Raw genomic sequence first — 24,283 nt, forward strand, 5'->3', positions numbered from 1 at the left:
ACTGCGTAATAGTGGGAGAGTAGGTAGTCGCCGTTTTTTAAGTTTCCCGTCCGGTTCTTCGATTGATAGAAGAAACAGGGCGGGAAACTTGTTTATATATAGGTGTGTATCCAGACTTTGGATTCTGTCTTAATATTTGTTCTAATTTTCTGTATCTTACTTTCGTTTTTCTATTTTCAGCCCCATTTTATTCCATTTTTATAAAACTTTCCTAAAGAAAGTGTCTTTTTCTTGATTGGTTTCCTTAAATAAACATTGATTTTGTACATTTGAACAAACTTCTTGTAAGGAAACATCAATAATAAAATAATATAAACTTCTAAATCCTCCAGTGTATGGAAAATAAGATTCAAGAGCTGACAGATAAAGTATTTCGTGAAGGTGTAGAAAAAGGAAATGAAGAAGCACAGCGATTAATAGAAAAAGCGCAAGAAGACGCTAAGAAAATCGTTGATGCTGCTAAAAAAGAGGCTACGTCTATCTTGGAAAATGCAGAAAAAAAGTCGAAAGAGTTCAAAGAAAATACTCAATCGGAATTGGGACTGTTTGCGAAGCAATCGGTAAATGCGTTAAAGACAGAAGTTGCAAACTTGTTGACGAATGAAGTTGTTTCTACTTCGGTAAAGAATTTTACTGGAAACAAAGAATATCTGAATGAGTTTATTGTTTCTTTGGCTACTAAATGGTCGGCAAATGAAGAAATAGTGATTTCTACTGGAGACGCGGAGTCTCTGAAAAAATACTTTGCTGCAAAGGCTAAAGAGGTACTGGATAAAGGTGTAAAAATAGAACAAGTAAACGGTTTGACCACACTCTTTACTATTTCGCCTGCTGACGGTTCGTACAAGGTGAATTTTGGAGAAGAGGAATTTGAAAACTACTTCAAGGCATTCCTTCGCCCACAATTAGTTGAAATGCTGTTTTAAAGAAACATATGGCAAATTACTATTACTTAGTAGCCAGCTTGCCCGATGTTCACTTAGACGACGGCAAACTTAGCTATACCGTAGAAACTTTCAAAGAGGAAGTTTATCCGTCTCTTTCCGAAACGGATCGGAAGCTGATTGACCTGCTTTATCTGAAGTATGATAACGAAAATTTGTTGAAACTGCTGAAAGATAAAGAAGCCGTAATCAACATGCGGGGAAACTATACAGCCGAGGAGTTAACCACATTAATACATGCAGTAAAGGAAGGAGACGCGATCTCAAACCTTCCTGCTTATTTAGCCCTTTTTCTATCCGAATATTTTCAGGATGGTAGTGATTTGGCTCTTCCCGAGAACTTATTGGCGCAATATTACTATGATTACGCCATGCAATCGAATAATGATTTCGTTGCTGCTTGGTTTGAGTTTAATCTCAACACAAATAATGTGCTTGCCGCATTGATGGCGCGTAAGTATAAATTGGATGTAGCTCCAAATGTGGTTGGCCAAACGGAGATTTGTGATGCCATTCGTACTTCTACCACGCGTGATTTTGGCTTGTCGGGTGAATTAATCTATTTTGATGATTTAGTGCGTATTGGTGAGACAGTAGAAATGGTCGAAAAAGAGAAAAAAATAGATGCTTTGAAATGGAATTGGCTGGAGGACGAATCGTTCTTTAATTACTTTACAATAGAGAAGCTTTTTGTTTTCTTGTTGAAGTTAGAGATGGTTGAACGATGGATATCATTGGATAAAGAGACTGGCAACCAACTTTTCAGAAAGCTGATTGGGTCTTTGAAAGAGGATGTTCAGATACCCGCAGAATTTAGATAATAAACAATAATACTATATGGCAACAAAAGGAACAGTTAATGGTGTAATATCTAACTTGGTAACACTTACCGTTGATGGACCTGTGTCTCAAAATGAGATATGTTACATCGCTACTGGCGGTGACAGGTTGATGGCAGAGGTTATTAAGGTGGTAGGTGTTAATGTGTACGTTCAGGTGTTTGAAAGCACCCGCGGGTTGAAAGTGGGAGCCGAAGCTGAGTTTACCGGACACATGTTGGAAGTAACCCTCGGACCGGGCATGTTATCAAAAAACTATGATGGCTTGCAGAATGATTTGGATAAGATGACGGGTGTATTTCTTAAACGTGGCGAATATACATTCCCGCTGGATAAAGAAAAGAAATGGAACTTCGTTCCCTTAGCAAAAGTAGGCGATAAAGTGAAAGCATCGGCATGGTTGGGACAAGTAGATGAGAACTTTCAGCCGTTGAAAATTATGACGCCCTTCACCCTGGAAGGAACATGGACTATTAAGTCAATCGCTGCTGAAGGAGAGTACACAATTGAGGATGTCATAGCTGTACTTGTAGATGAGAAAGGTAAGGAACTTGCTGTTAATATGATTCAGAGGTGGCCTGTGAAGCTGGCGATGACTAATTACAAAGAAAAACCAAGACCTTTTAAGATACTAGAAACCGGAGTTCGCGTTATTGATACCGTAAACCCAATTGTAGAAGGTGGAACAGGTTTTATTCCCGGACCTTTCGGAACAGGAAAAACCGTACTTCAGCATGCAATCTCCAAACAAGCCGAAGCTGACATTGTAATCATGGCAGCCTGTGGTGAGCGTGCAAACGAGGTGGTGGAAATTTTTGCCGAATTCCCTCACCTGATTGACCCGCATACCGGACGTAATCTGATTGAGCGTACTATCATCGTAGCAAATACATCGAATATGCCAGTTGCAGCTCGCGAAGCATCGGTTTATACAGCTATGACTATGGCAGAGTATTATAGAGCGATGGGATTGAAAGTGTTACTAATGGCAGACTCAACCTCCCGTTGGGCACAAGCCTTGCGCGAAATGTCCAATCGTCTTGAAGAACTTCCTGGTCCTGACGCTTTCCCGATGGATCTTTCTTCTATTATCTCCAATTTCTACGGAAGAGCGGGATATGTAATCCTTGACAATGGTAGCACAGGCTCTATTACCTTTATTGGAACAGTTTCTCCGGCAGGAGGTAACTTGAAGGAACCTGTAACTGAGAATACAAAAAAAGTAGCTCGTTGTTTTTACGCGCTTGAACAAGAACGTGCTGATAAAAAACGTTATCCAGCGGTAAACCCAATAGATTCGTATTCCAAATATATTGAGTATCCAGAGTTTGAAGCATATATCACTGAAAAGATTAATGACCAGTGGATTGGTAAGGTAAATGATATCAAGACGCGTTTGCAACGTGGAAAAGAAATTGCCGAACAGATCAATATCCTTGGCGATGATGGTGTGCCTGTGGAATATCATGTTACTTTCTGGAAATCAGAATTGATTGACTTTGTTATTCTTCAACAAGATGCTTTTGATGATGTAGATGCGGTAACTCCACTGGAGCGACAAGAGGAAATCCTGAACATTGTAATGGAAATATGCCGTACCGAGTTTACCTTCGATAATTTTGAAGGAGTAATGGATTACTTCAAGAAAATGATTAACATTTGCAAGCAAATGAACTACGCAGTGTTTAAGTCGGATGACTACATCAAGTACAAGAGTGAGCTGGATTCATTAATTGCTGAAAAGAAAGTAGGATAAAAGCATTAAGTTATGACAACAAAAGCATTCCAAAAAATATATACACAGATTAGCCAGATAACCAAAGCGACCTGTTCTTTAAAGGCTACAGGAGTTGGTTATGATGAATTGGCAATTGTTGATGGTAAACTGGCACAGGTAGTGAAAATTGCCGGTGATGAAGTTACCTTGCAGATTTTTCAGGGAACGGGTGGTATTCCTACCAATGCCGAAGTGGTATTCCTTGGTAAAGCGCCGACTATTAAAGTAAGTGATCAGCTGGCAGGACGTTTCTTTAACGCCTTTGGAGACCCTATTGATGGTGGACCCGAAATTGAAGGTGTTGAAGTAGAAATTGGTGGACCTTCCGTGAACCCGGTACGTCGTAAACAACCCTCTGAGTTAATTGCAACAGGTATTGCAGGTATTGACCTAAACAACACATTGGTGTCCGGACAGAAGATTCCATTCTTTGCCGACCCCGACCAACCATTTAACCAAGTAATGGCTAACGTGGCCTTGCGCGCCGAGACCGATAAAATTATCTTAGGCGCTATGGGTATGACAAATGATGATTACCTTTACTTCAAGAATGTATTTTCCAATGCCGGTGCACTCGACCGTATTGTGAGCTTTGTAAACACTACCGAAGACCCACCCGTTGAACGCTTGCTTGTGCCTGATATGGCATTGACTGCTGCCGAGTACTTTGCTGTAGAACAAAACCAAAAAGTCTTGGTGTTGCTTACCGACATGACTTCGTACTCCGATGCTTTGGCTATTGTATCTAATCGTATGGACCAGATTCCTTCCAAAGACTCAATGCCGGGTTCTTTGTATTCGGACTTGGCGAAAATTTATGAAAAAGCGGTACAATTTCCTGATGGAGGTTCTATAACTATTATCGCGGTAACAACGCTTTCGGGTGGCGACATAACACACGCTGTACCTGATAATACGGGTTATATCACCGAAGGACAGCTCTTCTTGCGTCGAGATAGTGATATTGGTAAGGTTATTGTAGATCCGTTCCGATCGCTCTCTCGTTTGAAACAGTTGGTTATTGGCAAGAAAACCCGTGAAGACCATCCGCAAGTAATGAATGCAGCTGTTCGCCTATATGCCGATGCTGCCAATGCGAAGACAAAAATGGAAAATGGTTTCGACCTAACTAACTACGACGAGCGTACACTTGCCTTTGCTAAGTCTTATGCCGACAAGTTGTTAGCCATTGACGTAAACGTAAATACCACTGAAATGCTTGATACTGTTTGGGGATTGTTCGGAACCTATTTCCGTCCCGAAGAGGTAAACCTCAAGAAAGAGTTGGTAGAGAAATACTGGAAAGAAAAAGAATAGTTTCAACCCTAATTAGAATCAAGTGGCTATAAAGTTTCAATATAACAAAACTTCGCTCCAGCAGCTCGAAAAGCAGCTTAAGGTTCGTACGCGCACACTTCCCATCATCAAGAATAAGGAAAGTGCCCTGCGTATGGAGGTTAAAAAATGCAAGGAAGAATCTGTGGAGCTCGAAGTGAAACTGGAGAAAAAAATCCAGCGATATGAAACCATGTTTGCCCTTTGGAATGAATTCGATGCTTCACTCATAGCAGTAAAGGACGTAAAACTCGGTATAAAGAAAATTGCCGGAGTACGTGTTCCGTTACTCGAAACCGTCGACTTCGATATACGTCCATACAGTCTGTTTAATGCCCCCAAATGGTATGCAGACGGGATTCATATTCTAAAGGAACTGGCTCACACAGCTATCGAACGCGAGTTTACGCTGGCTAAGTTGGGACTGTTGGAACATGCGCGTAAAAAGACGACTCAAAAGGTAAATCTTTTTGAAAAGGTACAAATTCCGGGATATGAAGATGCTATCCGCAAGATTAAGCGTTTCATGGAGGATGAAGAGAACCTCTCTAAGTCATCCCAGAAGATACTCAAGTCAATACAAGAGAAAAGAAAGGAGGAAGCGGTATGATTACAAAAATGAAAAAATACACATTTCTTATCTTTCATAAGGAATATGAGGACTTTCTGCTAAAGGTAAGAGATCTGGGCGTGGTGCATGTGGAAACCAAGCAAGAGGGGCAAGCTATGGATAAAGGTTTGCAGAATGCGGTGAAACAACATACTACCATTCTCTCTGTTGAGCGTTTTTTGCAGACATATATAGACAAAAAACACGGAGGAGCCCAAAAAACAGCTACTCTTGTAAGAGGCATGGAGTTGATAAAAGAAGTAGAAGAGCTACGCAAAACATCCGAAGCGTTGACACTAAAACTTCAAAGCATTCAAAAAGAAGCTGACATCATGTCGCCGTGGGGAGATTTTGAAATCTCTTCGTTACAAAAGTTGAAAGATGCCGGCTACAAGCTTAATTTTTACATTGCTTCCTCTCGCGACTTTAAGCAAGAGTGGGTTAGCGAACTCAATGCGGTTGTTATTCGTAATACTGGTTCTCACTGTTACTTTGTAATTCTTAGTAAAATGGGTGAACACCCTACTATCGAGGTGGAACAAGCCAAGTTGGGACAATACTCACTCTTGGAATTGGAAAAACAGGCTGAAGAAACAACGCTTCATTTAGAGGAAACAAAAAAACAGATTGTGGAGCTTGCCAATACTGAGATGGAATCTCTGGAACTAGCCAAGCGCGAAGTGCAAAACGAAATAGAGTTTTCTAATGTGGTATTAGGTGGCGACAGGTATGCCGATGATAAACTTGTGATGTTGCAAGGGTGGATTCCCGAAGAGAAAGAAACCGTGCTGAAAAACTTCCTTGATACTGACCAACACTTCTACGAAGAAGAAAAAGTGGCGTTGACAGATAATGTGCCCATTCTCCTGAAGAATAATGCCTTTGCAAAACTTTACGAACCTATAACCCGTATGTTTAACTTGCCAAACTATAGCGAGCTTGACCCTACGGCATTCTTTGCTCCGTTCTTCATGCTCTTCTTCGGACTTTGTATGGGCGACGGTGGATACGGACTTATTATTATGGCAATCTGCTTGTGGGCAAAAACCAAAGTATCCGAATCGGCAAAAGGTTTTTGTCAGTTGGGAGTTTATTTTGGACTTTCTACGGTTATTGTGGGTATCCTTACAGGCAGTTTTTTTGGTATCGCACTAGATAGTGTAGAATGGGCGTGGCTCAAAGGGGTAAAAGGTTACTTCATAACTGACAATAACTATGCCGAGAAGCTTGGAGGTTACAGTCCGCTCATGATATTTGCTATAGTTATCGGTCTTGTGCAGATTCTTTTTGGTATGTGCATCAATGCTGCGAAGATAATCAAGCAATTTGGTGTTAAGTACGCACTCTTCAAAATTGGCTGGGTGGTGTTCTTAGTATCAGTAGGTATAGCTTTCGGTTTGCCGGCCTTTGGTGTTGAATTGCCTATGTTTGTGCTTTATGCATTCTACGGACTCATTGGAGTAAGTGTACTACTTATTCTGTTCTACAATTCTCCCGATAAGAATGTGCTTTCAAACTTCGCCTCGGGACTGTGGGATACCTATAACATGGCAACTGGTTTGTTGGGCGATACATTGTCATACATTCGTCTCTTTGCATTAGGTTTGACTGGTGCAATCTTGGGTGGTGTATTCAATTCATTGGCTTTTGAACTGACGGCTACTTTGCCTGCTGTGGCACGCTTCTTTGCAGCATTCCTCATTCTTATTCTTGGACATGGCATAAACTTTGCCCTTTGTCTGATATCTTCTCTGGTTCACCCCATTCGTCTTACGTTTGTGGAGTTCTACAAAAACAGTGGTTTTGAAGGCGGTGGAACAGCATATAAACCTTTCAAGAAATAATAATAAAACAATTAATAAAAACAAAACAAAGAAAATTATGGAACCAATTGTATTAGCTTATTTAGGCATCGCACTTATGATCGGACTTTCGGGTACCGGTAGCGCTTACGGAGTAACAATCTGTGGTAACGCAGCAGTAGGAGCATTAAAGAAAAACCCGGGAGCAACGGGTTCGTACATCGGCTTGTCGGCACTTCCTTCTTCGCAAGGACTGTATGGCTTTGTAGGATACTTCATGTTAAGTGGTTTCCTTGTGGCCGACATTACTTGGTTTGCAGCAGCAGCGGTGTTTGGCGCAGGTCTCGGATTGGGTATTGTAGCATTGTTCTCTGCTATTCGTCAGGCACAAGTTTGTGCAAATGGTATTGCAGCTATCGGCTCTGGTCACAATGTGTTTGGTACTACTATGGTACTTGCCGTATTCCCTGAGCTTTATGCCATCTTAGGACTACTGGTGTTGATTCTTATCTCTTGGTCTATCTAAGAGAAACAAAACACCTCATAATAGTATTGATTAGGGGAGGAGAGCCATTGCTTTTCTCCCCTTTTTACATACAAAGAAGCAGACTCTTTTTTCAGTGATTTAAACTTTATTTTTCAGTGATTTACGATTCGTTTTTCAGTGATTTATGATTCTTTTCTCAGTGATTTATGATGCACAAAGCAGTGAGAAAACTCTGTATGAAAGTTTTGTCATCTTATTTTGCCGAAAAATTCGGCAGGCTTATAAATAATCGTTATTTTTGCAGACTGGAAAAAAATGAGAGTTCTAATTAGAGTATGATGAATGACATGAAGACCCCCGACTATATTTTCGAAGCAAGCTGGGAAGTATGTAATAAAGTGGGCGGAATATATACAGTATTATCTACAAGAGCAAATACACTGCAAGAAAAGTTTAAGGATAGATTATTTTTTATAGGTCCCGATGTGTGGGAAGGCAAAGAGAATCCTCTTTTTATTGAGTCCGATACACTTTATGCAGATTGGAAAGAACATGCACTTCAAAAATCAGGATTAAAAATTCGAATAGGACGCTGGAATATACCCGGTAATCCAATTGTTTTTTTGATAGATTTTCGTCCCTTTTTTGAGCATAAAAATGAAATCTATACATTAGCATGGGAGTATTTTCAGGTAGATTCCTTACATGCATACGGTGACTATGACGAAGCTTCTATGTTTGCTCATGCTGCCGGCCGGCTTGTAAAGAGCTTTTATCTTTATAACCTCTCAATAACAGATAATGTTATCTTTCATGCTAACGAATGGATGCTTGGTCTTGCAGCGCTTTATTTGCAAGCCCGTGTGCCCGAAATAGCAACCATATTTACTACACATGCTACCTCTATAGGACGCTCCATCGCAGGTAATAACAAACCTCTGTATGACTATCTCTTTGCTTATAATGGAGACCAAATGGCTGCTGAACTGAATATGCAGTCCAAACATTCCATCGAGAAACAAACTGCGCACTATGTGGATTGTTTTACAACAGTGAGTGAGATAACGAACAATGAGTGCCGAGAATTGTTAGATAAAGAAGCCGATGTGGTACTGATGAATGGTTTTGAAGACGATTTTGTTTCGAAAGGTGCTGTTTTTACCGGTAAGCGCAAAAGAGCACGCAGTGCTATGCTACAGGTAGCCAATAAGTTACTGGGTACTGATTGGGGTGACGACACCTTGCTGGTAGGTACCAGTGGACGCTATGAATTTAAGAACAAAGGCATAGATGTGTTCCTTGAAGGGCTGAGTAAACTCAATAAAGATAAAAAACTGAAAAAGAACATAGTAGCTTTTATAAATGTGCCTGCTTGGACACGTGCCCCACGCGAAGATTTGCAAACAAGACTCCATTCAAAGGAGAAATTTGCTACTCCTCTTGTGATGCCCTATCTCACACATTGGTTACATGATATTGAAAATGACAATGTGCTTCGCATGATGGCTAATGTTGGTTTGAATAATAATTTAGGCGATAAGGTAAAAGTGATTTTTGTACCTTGTTATCTGGATGGAAAAGACGGTGTGTTCAATAAAGAATACTACGATTTGTTGCTTGGACAGGATATAAGTGTTTATCCATCATATTATGAGCCGTGGGGTTATACTCCGTTGGAGAGTATTGCATTTCGTGTTCCAACGGTTACAACCGACTTAGCTGGATTTGGGTTATGGGTAAAGAGCTTAAAAAAGAAAAGTACCCTCTATGACGGGGTAGAAGTGTTGCATCGATCAGATAATAACTACGTTGATGTAGCCGATGGCATAAAAGATACCCTGTTGCAATTTGCTGCGTGCAGTGAACAGGAAGTGAAAGAGATTCGAAGAAATGCAGCCACTATTGCTGAAAAAGCATTGTGGAAGCATTTTATCCAATATTATTACAAAGCATACGACATTGCTTTAAGAAAAGCAGAGAAGCGTATGTTACGCTGAATATTTATTTTTTAGTAAAAGAGTATTAGAATGAAGGTAAAAGTTAGTAATGCAAACACTCCTAACTGGAAAGATGTTGATGTAAAGGCATTTATCCCCAAGGAGTTAGAAAAGTTGTCAGAGATATCACGTAATATCTGGTGGTCTTGGAACTATGAAGCCACAGAATTGTTTAGAGACCTTGACCCCCAATTGTGGAAAGAAACAGGACACAATCCGGTTCTTCTTTTAGAAAGAATAAGCTACGAAAGTTTAGAAGCACTTGCCAAAGATAAAGTAATCATCAAAAGAATGAACGAAGTGTATACTAAGTTCAAAGATTACATGAGCGTGGAACCCGACAAAACACGTCCATCGGTAGCTTACTTCAGTATGGAATATGGATTGAATAGCATATTGAAAATATATTCGGGAGGTTTAGGTGTATTGGCTGGCGACTATTTGAAGGAGGCTTCGGATAGTAACGTAGACCTTTGCGCGGTAGGTTTTCTGTATAAATACGGATATTTTACGCAATCACTCTCTATGGATGGGCAACAGGTTGCAAACTACGAAGCTCAAAACTTCGGACAACTTCCACTAGACAGAGTGCTCGATGCAAATGGACAACAGCTGGTTGTTAAAGTGCCTTATTTGGATTACTTTGTAAGTGCCAATGTGTGGAGAGTAAATGTAGGACGCATCTCCCTCTATTTATTGGATACAGACAATGATGCTAACAGTGAATTTGACCGCCCTATTACACATCAACTGTATGGGGGAGATTGGGAAAATCGCTTGAAGCAAGAAATACTTCTTGGTATTGGTGGTATTTTGACACTGAAAGAATTGGGTATTAAAAAAGAAGTGTATCACTGTAACGAAGGTCATGCGGCACTTATCAACGTACAACGTATTTGTGACTATGTTGCCGAAGGTCTTTCTTACGAACAAGCAGTAGAGTTGGTACGTGCTTCTTCTCTTTATACTGTACACACACCGGTTCCTGCCGGTCATGACTATTTTGACGAAGCCTTATTTGGCAAATATATGAGTGGCTATCCTGCTAGAATGGGTATTTCTTGGGATGACCTTATGGACCTGGGACGCAATAATCCGGGTGATAAGAGTGAGCGTTTCTGTATGTCAATCTTTGCTTGCAATACTTCGCAAGAAGTAAATGGTGTAAGCTGGTTGCATGGCAAAGTATCGCAAGAAATGTTTGCACCTATCTGGAAAGGCTACTTCCCCGAAGAAAGCCATGTGGGCTATGTAACCAACGGTGTTCACTTCCCAACGTGGTGTGCTACTGAATGGAAACAACTATACGACAAATATTTTAGCGAAAACTTTATATACGATCAATCGAACGCAAAGATTTGGGAAGCTATCCAAAACGTGCCCGATGCTGAAATTTGGGCAACTCGCCAACAAATGAAAAGCAAGTTGATAGATTATATCCGTCGTCAGTTCCGTGAATCGTGGTTGAAGAATCAAGGAGATCCTTCGCGTATTGTGTCTATTATAGATAAGATGGATGCTAATGCATTGATAATAGGTTTTGGACGTCGTTTCGCTACTTATAAACGCGCACATTTGTTGTTTACAGACTTAGATCGTTTGGCTAAGATTGTGAATAATCCGGAACGTCCGGTGCAGTTCCTGTTTACAGGGAAAGCACATCCACATGATGGAGCAGGACAGGGGCTGATTAAGCGGATTATTGAAATTTCGCGTTTGCCACAGTTCTTGGGCAAGATTATCTTCCTCGAAAATTACGATATGCAATTAGCTCGTCGCATGGTGAGTGGTGTGGATATTTGGTTGAATACACCAACTCGTCCATTGGAAGCTTCGGGGACTTCGGGAGAAAAAGCATTGATGAATGGAGTAGTAAATTTCTCTGTGCTCGATGGCTGGTGGCTCGAAGGTTATCGCGAAGGTGCAGGTTGGGCATTGACCGAAAAACGCACTTACGCAAATCAAGAGCACCAAGACCAACTCGATGCGGCAACTATTTACAGCATCTTGGAGGCAGAGATTCTTCCGTTGTACTATAATCGTGGAAAGAAAGATTTTTCGGAAGGCTGGGTTAAAGTTATAAAGAACTCCATTGCTAAGATTGCTCCACATTACACAATGAAACGTCAGTTGGATGATTATTATAGCAAGTTCTACAGTAAACTATCAGAACGATTCAAACTACTTTCGGCAAATGATAACGCTAAAGCAAAAGAAATTGCAGCGTGGAAGCAAAATGTTGCCGAAAAGTGGGACTCTATTGAAATAATTTCTTCTGATAAGAATGAAGAAATCTTGAGTGGTTCTATTGAAAGCGGCAAAGAATATTCTGTGACGTATGTTGTTGACGAAAAAGGATTGGACGACTCTATCGCTCTCGAGCTGGTTGTTACTTATATCAATGCTGAAGGAAAACAGCATGTTTACTCTGTTGCACCATTCAAATTGATTAAGCGCGAAGGTAATCTTTATACCTTCCAAGTGAAACACTCTTTATCGAATGCAGGTAGTTTCAAAGTAATGTATCGTATGTTTCCTAAGCATGCAGATCTGGCACATCGTCAAGATTTCTGCTACGTTCGCTGGTTTTACTAACCAAGTTTAGAGTTGTGAAAAAATAAGCGATAGCTTTTTACTAATAATGGGAAATAGTTCTGTACACTTATATGTATGGAACTATTTTTTTATTAATAAGTGTGATAACCTGTATATGCTGAATGTCAGTGCTTAAGATGCTAAGGTGCAATTGTGAGTTAATAGAAATAGATAAAAACATCTAAAAACATTTGCGTAGTCCAAAAGTTCGCTCTATATTTGCACCGCATTTGAGAGCAAATGTTATAGAAAGGAAGTGTGGGTGAGTGGCTGAAACCACCAGTTTGCTAAACTGACGTACGGGTAACTGTACCGCGAGTTCGAATCTCGCCGCTTCCGCTGAATAGGGGTCTTAAAAAGACCCTTTTTTTATTTTAAACAATCGATATCGCTTTCATTTTTTGCTTTTAAAGCAATCTCCAAAAAACAAAGCAAATAGTATAGGCGTGTGCTCCCAATACTTGACGCGTCAAGTATTTGGGGCTGAAATACCCCTCTCAGAAGCGTCTTAGCGCAACGTTGTTTTTTAGAAATAGGTAGAAATATAAAGGGAAGGCAAGCACCCAACAAAAAATTCGACTTGCCCCCAAAAAAAGACAATCCCCAGTTATAACTTGTTGGCGAATTAATTAAACTATAAGCATCCAAAATGTGCCTATGGACGAGCAGTCGTATGCCAATGGTGGTTAAAAAAGAATACATGTTTTGGCAATAAGTTCAAGTAAATCGGTAAAAAGTTCATGTTCTCCGCATCTCAAACTCATATTTTTGTCCAATGCGTAACAGGGAGGTTATCCTTCTGTGGTATACCTTAATATATTAATAACTTGAAAAATACAACATGGTATGAATTTAAGAAAATGGCTTCAAAGAGCAACTGTTATTTTATGTATGAGTGCCTTGTGCTTGGTTGCTTTTGCACAAGGGAAACAAATCACGGGTAGTGTTATAGATGGAATTGGCGAACCAATAATTGGAGCCAATGTTATGGTCGTTGGAACAACCAATGGGGCAATAACCGATATTGAAGGGTCTTTCAGCTTGCAAAATGTACCTTCGGATGCAAAGATTCAGGTTTCATTTATTGGCTATATAACGCAAGTTATAGTTTTGAAACAAGAACAGAGTAATATTAAGATTACTTTAATAGAAGACGCACAATCGCTTGACGAAGTTGTTGTAGTGGGTTATGGTGTACAGAAAAAATCGGATCTCACTGGATCTATCGGGAGTGTGGATAATGCCAAACTAATGAGCAAAGGAGCTACAACTGTTATGGAATCCTTACAAGGACAAGTTGCTGGAGTAGACATCAGTCAGTCATCGAGTCGTGCAGGCGAGAGTTTTAGTATTTCAATACGTGGAAAAAGTACACTTGGAAGTAATACAAGCCCTTTGTTTGTAGTAGATGGAGTAATTTGTGATGATATCAGCTTTCTGAACCCCTCGGATATTGAGAAAATAGATATATTAAAAGATGCCTCTTCTACCGCCATCTACGGTTCGCGTGCTACAAATGGAGTGGTAATTGTTACTACCAAACAAGCTAAAATGGACGATGGTATGAAGGTAAATGTAACATACGATGGTTATGTGGGGTATAAAACAGTAGCACGAATGCCAGACTTTATGGATCCCATTGAGTGGATTAATTACCGCTACATGAGATATGCTACGCCTATTGAGAAGATGGGAATAGTTGATGGACGTTTACCTCTTGAAATAACATCAACTAACATGAAAGCCTGTTGGAATAAAAACGCTCCTAAAATGCAAGAACAATTTCTTTATAATGATTTTACCGATTGGACTGATTTAATGCTTAAAGATGGTATACAACAAAATCATTTTATTCAAGCATCAGGCGCTGGAAAAAATATTTCCTATCGCATAGGTGCTGGATATCAACAGGAAGATGGAGTTATGGGCGATGGTATGAAACGCTATAATCTGAAACTGGCAATTGATGGTAAGATAAATAAGCAATTATCCTTGGGCGCAACAGTAAACTTGGTTGCTTTTGAGTATGATTATGGTTCAAGAAGAGCTGTGCAGACTTCTTTTCGCTCCAATGGCTTTTGGTTACCTTACAATACAGCAACCGGTGAATTGAATTACATGCCGGGTAAAGACTTAGTAGCCGGACAAGAAAAAAGTGAGGCGTATCCGGCAGGGTTTACCTCAACAGTTTCGCCTTTAGTCGATGCAATGAATTCGGAAGATAAAACCAAGGGGTATCGCATACTAACAACCATGTATTTGCAATATCAGCCAATAGAAGAAGTACTGATTAAAACAACATTCTCCCCAACAATGTCTACAAAACGAAGAGGAGAATACTATGGAGGGCTTTCTGAAGAACAAGCAGGAACCTACAATGCTAAAGATAACCCAACAGGTGATGCAAAAGCTACAATAACCAAAGATGAATACTTTTCTTATACATGGGATACACAGGTGAACTATATAAAGACATTGGCCGAGAACCACAGTGTAAATGTTATGGCTTTGATGAGTGTTTATAGTACGGAAGCTGAAAAATATGGGTTAACGGGGAATAATATTACTCCTGAAACCTTATGGTATAACTTGGGGTCTGCTGCTGCGGGATATAGTAACGTGAAGAGCTCGTATGGAAAGTCAACTATGCTTTCGTATGCTTTACGTCTGAATTATGGATATAAAGGAAAATACCTGGCTACCTTGTCTACCCGTTGGGATGGTTCTTCAAAGTTTAAAGAAGGTCATCGTTGGGGTATGTTTCCTTCGGCAGCATTAGCATGGCGTCTTAGTGAAGAAAATTTTGTTAAGGACAACATATCCTGGATTAGCAATTTAAAACTACGTGCCAGCTATGGAGCAACGGGAAATAATGCTTCTGTAGGAGATTACGAAACTTCATTTCTTGCCAATCAACTTTATTACTCAGGTTTTGGCAAAGGATTTGGACCCGGTATCATGAACGAACTGTTGAGTTGGGAAACTACTACAGAATTGAATACAGGTTTGGATTTTGCATTGTTGGGAGGTCGCATATCGGGTACTCTTGATTTGTACACAAAGACCTCCAAAGATTTGCTTATGGATATGAAGTTATTGTTAGAGCAAGGCACCTATGATGGGAGTATGACTGCAAATGTAGGTAAAGTACGCAACAGTGGAGTAGAATTGATGTTGAAAGGTATTTTATTTCAATCCAAAGATTTTTATTGGGATATAACCACCTCATTTGCTAAGAATAAAAACAAAATTCTGGAATTACAAGGTAAAAAAGAAGATATGCGTGCCGAGCGTTGGTTTATAGGGAAACCAGTTGATGTAGCTTACGACTTGAAGCAAATGGGGATATGTACTCAAGAGAAAGCAAATGAATTGATAACTATTAATGGAGTGACAAAAAGTAATTCAGAATGGTATGGTTATTTTGAAGGATGCATGACTTATGAAGATGCCAATAAAGATGGAAAACTGAATGATGATGATCGGCAGATATTGGGACATGCTTTACCTAAATGGATCGGGAATTTATCTACTACTTTATCTTATAAGAACTGGGATTTTTCAATGAGCATTAACACCAAGCAAGGACATTTGCTCTATAGTCCGTTTATGGAAGAATTCACAAATTATAGTGATCGTGGACGAACTAAATTAAATATGGATTTCTATATTCCTCAAGGAGCCCCTATTTTTAACTATACATGGGATGGAAAAGACCCAACTACACTAACTTCGAATCCTAAGGTAGTATCCGAACAGACAACAAAAGGCTCTTATCCATATCCATTTGATGGAGCAGCATACAATTATGGTGGAGGAAATGGTTGGTATACCAGTAAAAACCAAGAATTTGAATCCAATAATTACGTAGATGCCTCTTATTGGAAAATTAAGAATATAACAGTAGGATATACTTTCCCTAAAAAACAGATAAAGAAAATAGGTCTTGAGCATTTGCGTATTTATGCTAATGTATTGAACCCTTTCACTTTTACAGATTATAAGGGCTTTGATCCGGAGTGGGCAGATGCTAAAATTTCTGATGGAACAGGAGGCCCTAGCTCTATTACTTATCAATTGGGATTGAATGTGAAATTTTAACGATAAAAGTACTATTATGAAAAAGTTATATACGTTTGTAGCAATACTATCATTTACATTATTAGCCGGATGTTCTGATTTCTTGGAACAAGATAATAAATCCAACGTGCCGGGAGCGGATTATTACAATACACCAGCAGGTTTTGAAAGCTTATGTAATGCAGCTTACAGCTCATTAAGAACTATATATAGTAAGGACCCTTGGTTGTTTGAAGGGGGCACTGACCTTTTTGCCAGTGGGCGTACCTCAGTACAAGTTTGTAACCTATACGGTCAGAACTATTCAAGTGCTGAAGAAAATGTTACGACATTTTATAAAGAACACTATAAAGCTATTTCATTGGCAAATGAAGTAATCTACTGGGGAGATGGTGATGATAATCGGGCAGAGCGCGTTGCTGAAGCACGTGGCCTACGTGCCTTTTATTATTTGAATTTGGTACAACAGTTCGGTGGTGTTCCTTTGAGTATTGATCGTGCTACTTCTCCTATTACAAGTTTACAGAGAGAAAGTTCGGAAACTGTTTTTCAATTTATTATTAATGAGCTAACAGATTTAACTTCTGCTTCATCCTCACTTGCCGAAAAATCAGCAGATGGTCGTTTCACTAAAACTGCAGCTAAACACTATTTGGCAAAAGCTTATTTATGTAAAGGTTATCTTACAAATGATGAGAAAGACTTTAATGCAGCCATTGCATCGGCTAGAAGTGTAGGAGCAGGCAATCCATTGAATACTCCATTTGCAACTTTATTTAGTAATCAGGGAGAAGGAAACGAAGAGGTGTTGTTCTTTATAGATTATAATATAGCAACTGTAGCTAATGTACAGAGTGACGGAAACAGGCAACAAGCCGATTACGGACCTTATTTAAGAGGTGCGGAAGCTGGTCATAAGTACACTTCCTCTACATTGACTCCCACGTTATGGATGCATGAAGTATTTAATACAAATACGGATAATCCGGCTCAGGACGAACGATATGAAGCTACTTTTATGCTTGAACTACGTCAAAGCTATTGGGACTATTATGATGAAAATAAGAAAAACTCAAGTGAAGTGATTTATTATTATTGCCCTTCTTGGGAGATTTCCAATATAGCGAATTGGCGTTCAGCACTTGATAGTCGCAAAAATGCAACTGTAGTGGAGATGCTTCCGGAAGGAAATAATATTAGTAATGAACAAACGTCCTATCAAGCTAAAATGTCTGCTGATATTTGTGGAGTTGCTCCATTCCGTAAATTTGATGATGTGGAAAATGGCAAAAAGTACTTTAAAATAACTTCTTCTATGCGTGATATTTATTTGGCCCGCCTGGCGGAAACAAATTTAATAGCAGCAGAGGCGTGTGTTAAGTTGAATAAACCAGAGGATGCAGTTTCTTATATCAATGTTGTACGCAATCGTGCCAAGGCAACGCCTGCAATTGCATCTGAGGTAAACATTGACTATATTTTGAATGAACGTGCCCGCGAACTTGCCGGCGAATATCACCGCTGGACAGATTTAACACGCACAGGGAAACTGGCAGAATATGTTGAAACGCATAACCCCGATATCCCTTCAGGACGTATTACATCTAAGTTCTATCTTCGACCGATTCCTTTAGCAGCAATTGAGTTAAATCCGGCATTAGTTGGACATCAAAATGAGGGCTGGTAAAGAAGCATTTGTTTAACTATATTACAAAACAATGAATTTACAATTTAAGTTCTTATTACTTCTTGCTGTATCAGTAGTGTTATCTTCACTTCAGCTATTCGCGCAAGATATGGATAAACTATATCAGAATTTACCATTTGAAATGCCTTTCGTAGAACGTCCGTTCATCCCTTCGAGGAGTATTGAATTAACAGACTTTGGAGGAGTTGGCGATGGTATAACTCTTAATACAGAGGCTTTTGAACAAGCAATCTCCCACCTAAGTAATTTAGGTGGGGGAAAGTTGATTGTTCCTCAAGGTGTGTGGCATACAGGACCAATAGAATTAGATAATAATATCGAATTGCATATTTCCGAAAATGCTATTATCGTTTTCAGTCAAGAGAAATCGCTTTATCCTATTGTGCATACACTTTTCGAAGGGTCGGAAACTTATCGGTGTCAACCTCAACTACTAGCCGTAGGAAAAAGCAATATAGCTGTCACGGGCAAAGGTATTATAGATGGTTCAGGAGATGTTTGGCGTCTTGGGCGTAAGAGCGAAATGCCTCCAATGGTTTGGGAAGATTGTTTGAAGCGTGGCGGTATATTAAGTGAAGATGGAGAGCTATGGTATCCCACTGAGAGTTACTACCGAGGAGCAAAAGATGCTATTCAGAATAGAGTTCCTTGGGCAAAAACAATGGAGGATTTTGAAAGTGTTCGCGATTTTCTACGTCCGGTCATGGTTAATTTTAGGTCGTGCGATGGTGTTTTGTTAGAAGGTGTTACCTTTCAAAACTCTCCTTGCTGGAATGTTCATTTATCCTTGTGCAGCCATGTTATTGTCAATGATATTGCTGTACGTTGTCCTTGGTATGCCAAAAATGGCGATGGTATCGATATTGAATCCTGCACCAATGTTATCTTAACCAATAGCTGGTTTGATGTTGGAGATGACGCTATCTGCATCAAAAGCGGCAAAGATGAAGAAGGGCGCAAACGCGGAATACCGGCTTCAAACATTATTGTAGATAACTGTATTTGCTATCATGGACATGGAGGTTTTGTTGTTGGCAGTGAAATGAGTGGAGGAGCCATAAATATTGCTGTTTCCAATTGCCGTTTCTCGGGTACAGACGTAGGACTACGTTTTAAGAGCAAACGCGGTAGGGGAGGAGTCGTGAAAAATATCTTTATCAGAGATATTATGATGAATGATATTGCGACGGAGGCGGTTCTATTCGATCTTTTTTATCAAAACGCCTCTTTAGAGGAAATGTATGAGAGAGGTAAAGAGAATGATATTGCAGATATGTTACGGCTACCGGTAGATGATGGCACGCCCCAATTCAGAGATATTTATATCTCTCGTATTACCTGTCATAGAGCCAATCGTGCAATGTACTTCAATGGACTGCCCGAAATGAATATCGAAAATGTGCGAATAGAAGATAGTGCTATTTATGCAGAGAGAGGGATTGAAATAAACGAAGCTACTGATATCCGGTTGCATAATGTGTTAATTGCTCCACAAAAGGGTCCTGCATTACTCCTTAATAATGTGAAGGAGTTAAGAGCTAAGAATTTGATATGCCCCGACGGAGAAGATGAAATGCTTAAAGTTACAGGAACTCGTAGTAAAAACAACGTGATAACTCACTCAAATATTACTCCCAGCAGGGTTACTGTTTCAGAGAACGCAAGCAGAAGTGTAGTGATAGAATAAATTCTTTACTTATATTTGCACATATAGTCTCTTCCTATGCGAGTAATGGTATTAATAAAGATGTTGTTGATAGGTCTATCGACAGTGGTGGCACAACCTCTTCAAGGTGAGTTTTCTTATTACACCCCTCTTGATGGACTTGTTCATAATCATATACTTGATATCCATACAGACTCCAGAGGCTTTTTATGGCTATGCACTTGGAATGGAATCAGTCGCTTCGATGGGTATCGATTTAAGAATTATTGCAATGATCCTGACAACTTGCCGATACAAAATAATCGTTTTATATCGGTTGATGAAGATATGAATGGGCATCTATGGTTTCGTACATACGACGGACATATTTATCGTTTTAATAGGTTCACGGAAGTTTTTGAGAATATAGACGTGTTAATTCCTCAACTGAAAGGAAAACCTTATAAGGTTGGGAATACATATATTGAACCCAATAGTGCCAGTGCTTGGGTGGAGTTTCAAGGCTTTGGTGTGGCGCGTTTCATCGGAACTCCTGATGCCCTGCCACTTATCGTAGAAAACTATATTGACGATGAAAGGGTTGGGAGTGGAATTAATTTCATAGACGAAAGTAGCGATCGTAAAATGTGGCTTGTCTGTGATGGAGGGCAAGTTTTAACCATAAGCCCAGACAGAAAAATAGAGGAAAAATGGGATAGCGACCTACCTGTTATAGCAAGCACATCTATAGGTGATGGCATGGCTTACACTACTTCGCATGCAGTCAGGTATTTCTTAGACGGAAAAACCACTCACTTAGAACTCGATTCGGATATTATAACTTGCTTAGCTGCCTCTACCAATGGCAATAAACTATTTGTGGGGACACAGAATAGCGGAATTAAAATAATAGATATACATACAGGTGTTTTTGAAGATAACATTCCTTCTGGAAGTGTGCCAAAATGTATCCAGAACATGAAAGTAGATTCACATAATACTGTATGGATAACAACCCCCGAGGCAGGAATATCACGATTTGATACGAGGAAGAATAACTACAAGCATTTCATGCAATCCCCTAATACGGTTGATTATTTCCCAGATTCGCTTACTGTTGTTTTAGAGCGCAATGATGTGGTTTGGGTGAAAATGAAGAAAAGCGGATTTGGCTACTATAATCGTGAGATGGATCAAATGGAGTCTTTCTATAATGATTCATCAAAACCAGATTACCGCATGACGAATGGCGTTACAGCATTTGAAATAGATAGTAATAACGTGATGTGGATTTCACCATATTACGAAAAAGGTCTCATAAAGGTTGTTATCGAAAATGCTCAGCCTAGTATGATTTCACTTAATAATCATTGGGCCGGGGGAAGTTCGGATGATGTTCGCGCTTTGATGCTCGATAGTTCCAAACGTTTATGGGTAGGAACAAAAAACGGATGGTTGTCATGTTATAATGAGCAATATGAGCTTTTACACTCCTGTTCGGAATTTATCAATGGAGTTCCTATTGGGCGGATTTATGCAATCTTTGAAGATTCTTCACGAACCATTTGGGTGGGAACGAAAGGGAATGGACTTTGGAGATTGACTCCTGATGGAGACGGGTATATTGCTAAACAATACCGACATTCAAAAGGAAATAGCAAGTCGATTTCTGATGATAACATTTACGCTATAACCGAGGATGGTGCTGGTAATATATGGATTGCAACTTATGGAGGCGGAGTTAACAGGTTGCTGGATGCCGAAAGCGGACATTTTGTAAATATGCACAATGGTTACCCCAATTATCCAAAAGAAGAAGGTGCCCGGGTGCGATATATCCTCAGTGACATCCCCGAACGGATGCTGGTTGCTACAACCGAGGGGCTGATTGTGTTTAACCCTTTGCTTCCTTCAAGCGAAGTGCAGTTTTCTTTGTATCAAAGACATCCAAATGAAAAAAACTCCATTGGGGGTAATGATGTTATTCATATTCTGAAAGATGCTATGGGGCGTGTGTGGCTATCTACTCATGGGGGTGGATTAAGTCTTATTGCCGGATATTCTGATGATGACTCTCCTGTATTTATTAATTATACCACAAATGAGGGCTTGCTTAGCAATATCGTATTGGCTGCTGTAGAAGATAACGAGAAAAACATCTGGCTTTCAACAGAGAAAGGTATTGTGAAATTAAACCCGGAACGCAAAGTTTTTACTAATTATACAGAGTGGAATAGTTTTAGCCATACGTCATACAGCGAGACCTCAGCAGTAAAAGGTGCTCATAATGAAATCTTATTTGGAGGGATGAATAAACTCCATATAATTGATCCCTATAAAACAGATAACTTCAGTTACGATTACAAGCTGACCTTTACAAGTTTCGAGATGCAGAATAAAGAGGCGGAAATTGGCGTGAATGCCCCTCTTGAGGTTGCAGTCTCTGAGAATGGAACCGTACATTTACCGTATGATTATTTACTCTTTCGTATAGAGTTTGCATCGTTGAATTATGAGATTCAAAAAAAGGTAAGTTACATGTATTACCTTGATGGTTATGACAACGATTGGACCATATCTCGCGACGTGAATAGTGCTTACTACTCGAAGGTATCTCCCGGAGAATACACCTTTAGAGTAAAAGCATTTGTCGGCAATGAGCAAGTAGCAAGTCCTGAAATTACACTGAAAATACAAATTGCTACACCACCTTGGCTCTCTTGGTACGCATATTGCGTATATAGTTTACTGTTGTTGTCTGTTATCTGGATTGCGTTCCGAACACTAAAAACAATAACCCGTCTGCGCTCCGAAGCTCGTATCGAACAACAGGTTTCAGAAATAAAACTTCGGTTTTTCACAAACATATCACATGAGCTACGCACTCCATTAACGCTAATACTGGGTGGGATAGAAGACATACAGAGACGAGAAGCGCTCTCCGAAAAGGGAGTTGATAGCCTTAATATGTCTTATAAGAACTCAAAAAGGATGCTAACCTTAATCAATCAACTGCTCGACTTCAGAAAGATTGTAAAAGACAAAATGGAGTTGAAAGTAAAGTACGTAGACGTTGCATTAATGGCTCAAAGCGTACTTGACGATTTTCGTGATATGGTCAATGAACATAGTCTTTCAGTTCAGTTCTCAGTATCACATCAAAGCATCTTTTTATGGATTGACCCGGAGCGTATGGAGGGCGTTTTTTACAATTTGCTGTCAAATGCTATAAAATTCACGCCAGACATGGGAGTAATACGTTTGTCGATAGTTTGGCAGGAGGAGCAAGAGTGTGTATGGGTAGCAGTTAGCGATACTGGCATAGGAATTCATGAAAAAAATCTGAATAGTATATTTACACGCTTCTCGCAACACAATCGTTCGTTAAGAGGGAATGTAAGCGGTAGTGGCATTGGATTGGCGCTTTGTAAAGAGATTGTCGAACTTCATCAAGGCACAATAGAGGTAGAAAGCAAAAAAAATGAAGGTACAAAGTTTACGATAAAGCTTTTAACCGGTAATTTGCATTTTGGCATGGATCAAATAGACTTTGAACAACGTGAAAATGAAGTAACCCTGGCAACCGAAAAATCCGATACACCTGTTCAGTTGCCACCTCCAGAAGGCATGCAAAATATACTACTGGTAGAAGACAATGCAGAGATGCGACGTTTTATTCATGGCAGTTTGATAGAGAATTATAATATTGTAGAAGCGGTTGATGGCGTAGATGCTTTAGAAAAAATGGTTGTTAATCCTATTAATATGATTGTGACAGACCTTATGATGCCCCGTATGGATGGGATAGAACTTGTTAATAAGGTTCGCGGTGACTTTAGGTTCAGTCATATCCCAATAATTATGTTGACTGCTAAAGATACTTCCGAAGATCGTTTATTAGCTATGAAATATGGAGCCGATGCTTATATAACAAAGCCTTTTAGCATGAATTTGCTGCAAGCACGAATTGATAATTTATTGGCACAACGACGACTGCTTTTTGAACGCTTTTCGACCGAGGCAGCAACTCAGCGATTGGAGGACTTTGTACCGAAGGATATAGTGGTAACTAACCGAGATCAAGAGTTTATGAAAACACTCATGAAGTGGGTTGATGAGAATATTAGCAATACAGAATTAAAGATAAGTGATTTAAGTTCTTATCTTGGGCTTGGTCGCACAGTGGCCTATAATAAAATTAAAGCACTAACAGGGAAATCTCCGGTAGAATTAATCAAGGAGTACAGAGTAATCAAGGCAGAGTCGCTTTTGAGAACCGGACAATTTTCTGTTTCTGAAATTGGTTATCAATTGGGATTTTCAGACCCGGCATACTTTAGTCGTTGCTTTAAGGAACGCTATAAAGTATCTCCAAAAGAATATATCCGATTACATAACTTAAAAGATAAGGAGTAGTCACAAGTCGCTGGTTGGTGAAAAATACATGATAAATGGCAAAAAGTA

At 39.7% G+C, this 24,283-nt stretch carries 13 protein-coding genes and 1 tRNA gene; all 14 read left to right on the forward strand.

Annotation, left to right across the window (positions count from 1 at the left end):
• The first annotated feature begins 335 nt into the window (after positions 1 to 335).
• On the forward strand, positions 336 to 926 hold the full coding sequence (locus D0T50_RS07020) for a hypothetical protein (RefSeq protein ID WP_163222810.1): 591 nt from the start codon (positions 336 to 338) through the stop codon (positions 924 to 926).
• An 8-nt stretch (positions 927 to 934) separates the two neighbouring features.
• Positions 935 to 1,765, forward strand: coding sequence for a DUF2764 family protein (locus D0T50_RS07025; RefSeq protein ID WP_163222811.1), 831 nt, complete (start codon positions 935 to 937; stop codon positions 1,763 to 1,765).
• A 16-nt stretch (positions 1,766 to 1,781) separates the two neighbouring features.
• A complete protein-coding gene (locus D0T50_RS07030; protein ID WP_163222812.1) occupies positions 1,782 to 3,539 on the forward strand; it encodes a V-type ATP synthase subunit A in 1,758 nt (585 codons plus the stop codon).
• Between the two features lie 12 nt (positions 3,540 to 3,551).
• Positions 3,552 to 4,877, forward strand: a complete 1,326-nt coding sequence (locus D0T50_RS07035) for a V-type ATP synthase subunit B (protein ID WP_163222813.1) — start codon at positions 3,552 to 3,554, stop codon at positions 4,875 to 4,877.
• Positions 4,878 to 4,899: 22 nt separating this feature from the next.
• Positions 4,900 to 5,505 carry a V-type ATP synthase subunit D gene (locus D0T50_RS07040; protein WP_163222814.1) on the forward strand — a complete coding sequence of 202 codons (606 nt, stop codon included), beginning with the start codon at positions 4,900 to 4,902 and terminating at the stop codon, positions 5,503 to 5,505.
• The gene (locus D0T50_RS07045; protein WP_163222815.1) at positions 5,502 to 7,349 is read left to right on the forward strand and encodes a V-type ATP synthase subunit I; all 1,848 of its coding nucleotides are present in this window, start codon (positions 5,502 to 5,504) and stop codon (positions 7,347 to 7,349) included. Before D0T50_RS07040 ends, D0T50_RS07045 begins: the two co-directional genes overlap by 4 nt.
• Positions 7,350 to 7,386: 37 nt before the next feature.
• Complete coding sequence (locus D0T50_RS07050) at positions 7,387 to 7,833, forward strand: ATPase (RefSeq protein ID WP_163222816.1); 447 nt, start codon at positions 7,387 to 7,389, stop codon at positions 7,831 to 7,833.
• A gap of 296 nt (positions 7,834 to 8,129) precedes the next feature.
• On the forward strand, positions 8,130 to 9,791 hold the full coding sequence (locus D0T50_RS07055) for a glycogen/starch synthase (RefSeq protein WP_163222817.1): 1,662 nt from the start codon (positions 8,130 to 8,132) through the stop codon (positions 9,789 to 9,791).
• 30 nt (positions 9,792 to 9,821) lie between these two features.
• The gene (locus tag D0T50_RS07060) at positions 9,822 to 12,386 is read left to right on the forward strand and encodes a glycosyltransferase family 1 protein (RefSeq protein ID WP_163222818.1); all 2,565 of its coding nucleotides are present in this window, start codon (positions 9,822 to 9,824) and stop codon (positions 12,384 to 12,386) included.
• A gap of 252 nt (positions 12,387 to 12,638) precedes the next feature.
• Positions 12,639 to 12,725: transfer RNA gene (locus D0T50_RS07065), tRNA-Ser, on the forward strand.
• Positions 12,726 to 13,232: 507 nt separating this feature from the next.
• Positions 13,233 to 16,487, forward strand: coding sequence for a TonB-dependent receptor (locus tag D0T50_RS07070; RefSeq protein WP_163222819.1), 3,255 nt, complete (start codon positions 13,233 to 13,235; stop codon positions 16,485 to 16,487).
• Positions 16,488 to 16,503: 16 nt separating this feature from the next.
• Complete coding sequence (locus D0T50_RS07075; RefSeq protein ID WP_163222820.1) at positions 16,504 to 18,153, forward strand: RagB/SusD family nutrient uptake outer membrane protein; 1,650 nt, start codon at positions 16,504 to 16,506, stop codon at positions 18,151 to 18,153.
• A gap of 31 nt (positions 18,154 to 18,184) precedes the next feature.
• Positions 18,185 to 19,861 (forward strand): glycoside hydrolase family 28 protein, encoded by a 1,677-nt coding sequence (locus tag D0T50_RS07080; RefSeq protein ID WP_163222821.1) that lies wholly within the window; start codon positions 18,185 to 18,187, stop codon positions 19,859 to 19,861.
• 36 nt (positions 19,862 to 19,897) lie between these two features.
• Positions 19,898 to 24,235: a two-component regulator propeller domain-containing protein gene (locus tag D0T50_RS07085; protein WP_163222822.1), complete on the forward strand. Its 4,338-nt coding sequence runs from the start codon at positions 19,898 to 19,900 to the stop codon at positions 24,233 to 24,235.
• Positions 24,236 to 24,283 lie beyond the last annotated feature (48 nt).

The sequence above is a fragment of the Bacteroides sp. 214 genome (genome assembly GCF_010501015.1).
Lineage (GTDB): Bacteria > Bacteroidota > Bacteroidia > Bacteroidales > Bacteroidaceae > Bacteroides.